General features: G+C 46.6%; 3 protein-coding genes and 1 pseudogene. 2 read left to right on the top strand and 2 right to left on the bottom strand.

The features are described 5' to 3' along the window. The coding region (locus tag VIN66_RS02700; RefSeq protein ID WP_331922554.1) for a TonB-dependent receptor plug domain-containing protein at positions 1-486 on the bottom strand (486 nt) is incomplete at its 3' end. A gap of 670 nt (positions 487-1,156) precedes the next feature. Continuing rightward, positions 1,157-1,795, bottom strand: a complete 639-nt coding sequence (locus tag VIN66_RS02695) for an OmpA family protein (protein ID WP_331922553.1) — start codon at positions 1,793-1,795, stop codon at positions 1,157-1,159. Between the two features lie 203 nt (positions 1,796-1,998). Here VIN66_RS02695 and VIN66_RS02690 point away from each other — a divergent pair, with 203 nt between their 5' ends. Next, entirely contained in the window at positions 1,999-2,517 is a 519-nt protein-coding gene (locus VIN66_RS02690; RefSeq protein ID WP_331922552.1) for a DUF4124 domain-containing protein, read from the top strand. 60 nt (positions 2,518-2,577) lie between these two features. Then, a pseudogene (locus VIN66_RS02685) lies at positions 2,578-2,809 on the top strand (glutamate 5-kinase); the annotation flags it as partial.

Raw genomic sequence — 2,809 nt, 5'->3', positions numbered from 1 at the left:
AGATGAAGCACCATCTTCCAGTACTTCAATTCGTTCAACAATTGCCAGCGGTATAGTGTTTAAATCTACTACGCCACCAACACCAGACGCGGAGCTTTCATTTACCCAGCGAATGCCGTCTACCAAAACCAACACACGTTTAGCGCCCAAATGGCGTAAATCTACGGTGGTAGCCCCGGCTCCAACGCCACCGCCATCTGGTGGAAAGCCGAAGTTGCCACTGGAATTAAATTTAGTATTAAGTGCTGAGCCCGAGGCCGTTATATTCTGAATAATGTCACCGATAGAAGACAATCCAGAGCGGTCTATCGCATCACGATCTAGTATTTGCACTGGGCTGCGACCTTCAAGCTCTGTTTGCTTAATCCGGCTGCCAGTAACTTCAATGCGTTCAACACTTTTATCCGCAGTATTGTCCTGCGCCAGGACGTGGGTTGTTGTCAAAGCCAGTGCACTGAGCGATATTATCGAGTAATGGGTGCGCATGCAGTATTCCTTATTGTTATTGTCTGAATAACTGCTGACAGCATGTCTGACAGGTTCTGTTAGCCAGACAACAAGCAGTAACATGGGCTTATTGCAGATAAGCTCAGGCAGTAGCTTAGCTAAGAGTTTGTATTTTGTAAAAAAAGTTTAATGTAAATGTATCATATTGCGCTTGAGGCGCGCTGCGAAAGCTGCCACTGTTGATATCTTCGTCTACGAAAGGCTTGAGTAAACCAGAGCTGGAATTACCTTCAAAGAGTCATCCCAGCTTTTATATATCCGGTCTAATCAGTAACAAAAATCAACGATTACGGCACGACTGCGTACGGCATTCATCGTTCAATTCCAGTAGTGATCTGCTGAATGTGTTTTTATATCCGTGATTATCTGTCACTTCCAGTGACACCTCATATCGAGAATACGACCTGCCATTTATGTATTCAGATTGCACATGAGGCAGTGTTAAACTCGCAGAGCTACTTGCCACACTGCCGTTTACAATCCAACGATAACTTACGATTGAACCATCATAATCGCTCGAAGTGCTTGTCAGTAGAAATGAAGAAACTCGTGGAGAAACTGAGAAGCCAGCAACGGGTTTGTAATCGCTACTAGAAGAAAAACAGCGCCTTCAGGCGCTGTCTTTTATGTCTTTTAGAGTGTGGGCTCTTTACTCTACGATCGGCTCGATATGGATTTCTACCCGGCGGTTTTGCGCCCGGTTGGCTTCCGACGTATTAGGCACTATCGGATAGTTAGGGCCATAACCTTTAGTTTCCAATCGGATAGCCTGTACATTCTGTGCGATCAGGTATTGTTTCACACTGTCAGCGCGCGCTTGTGACAAATTCATATTGTATTGATACGGGCCGGTATCATCCGTATGTCCGGCGATAACCAACATAGTTTTTTCGTAGTCACGCAGTACCTTGGCAATATCATTAAATACCGGATACAGGCTGGAACGGATGTCTGAGCGGTTAATTTCAAAGGTTAACTGCGCCGGGATATCCAGCCTCAGCTTATCGCCGTCACGCACCACTTTAACACCGCTGCCGCTAAGCTCCTGATTCAGCGCTTTTTCCTGTTTATCCATATAGCTGCCTACAGCCGCACCCGCAAGCGCGCCCACAGCTGCGCCAATGACTAAGCGTTTATCTTTATGGTTACCTGTAGCCTTACCTGCCACGGCACCCACTACTGCACCGATGGCTGCACCTTTACCAGTGTTAGAGTATTCGTTTGACGCACAACCCGCAACGGCAAGGCTGGCTGAGATTAAAGAAACAATTAGGACAGAACGGCGCATAAATAAAGCTCCTTAAAACATAATGGGCAAAGCTTAGTAAGAAACAACTGAATTGCTGCTGAACTATATCAGTGGCGTATTTACAATTTTGTTGAGTTTTTGTTTATTTTATCGCCTTTGTTCACTTCGGGTTATTTTTTCAGTATTGTAGACGGGTTTCGTTGCCAAGTCGTGTTGCTGTGGCACAGGGAAAGGAAGACATAATGAATAAAATATTGCGCTTTTGGTTAGTGCTCTGCTGCGCATGCATACTGCAACCTGCACTGGCCGATGTGTATAAATGTACTGATGCCGCCGGGGAAGTAGTGTTTCAGGGAGAGCCTTGCCGTATCGGCGAACAGGTCAAGCTGGATATCCGTTTTTCAGAGCAGCAGCAACAGGCAGTGGAACAGCTGATATCTGGCAGCTGGTGCGAGGTGGGTACATCCAATATACCGGATGGTACGGTGCAGCAGGACAATGCGTTGCGTAAAACCTGGATTTTCAGTGAACGGCAGATGGTACAGCATATAAGTCAGGGCAAACGGCTGGACACATTTAAATACCCTATACGACAATCCCCCGGCTCTTTTGTTATCGATCACCCGGCTTTTGGCAGCGGCCAGGTAAGTTGGCAGGTGAAAAAGCTGACTGAAGAACAGCTTGTTATTGCAGCTTATGGTGGCTTTACCCATTTAACGGCTGGTAATTGTGAAATTGCCATGGCCAGCACTCAGAATTAATTAGACATATAGATGCCTAAACTTTAAGCTGCTGGCAGTACTCAGTTTAAAGGTGTGTCTATGTTGAATTCTGTTTGGCGGCGCATTGTAATTAAAGTTGGCAGTGCGCTGATCTCCCCTGATGCCAAAGGCTGCTCCACCCGTTACCTGCTGGCAATCGCCCGTTTTATCAACGAATGCCGTCAACAGGGTGTTGAGGTGGTGCTGGTTTCTTCTGGCAGTGTTGCTGCCGGGCGCAATGCTATCGCTTTTACACATCAACCGTTGCCAATCAACGTTAAACAAGCCATGG

Origin of the sequence: Rheinheimera sp. (assembly GCF_036568245.1) — a bacterium.
Lineage (GTDB): Bacteria > Pseudomonadota > Gammaproteobacteria > Enterobacterales > Alteromonadaceae > Alishewanella.
This window is presented reverse-complemented; position numbering and strand designations above follow the sequence as displayed.

What these genes read in the sequence shown, in the direction of transcription:
- VIN66_RS02695 (WP_331922553.1), bottom strand. Translation starts at nt 1,795, where the DNA reads ATGCGCCGTTCTGTCCTAATTGTTTCTTTAATCTCAGCCAGCCTTGCC.
- VIN66_RS02690 (WP_331922552.1), top strand. Translation starts at nt 1,999, where the DNA reads ATGAATAAAATATTGCGCTTTTGGTTAGTGCTCTGCTGCGCATGCATA.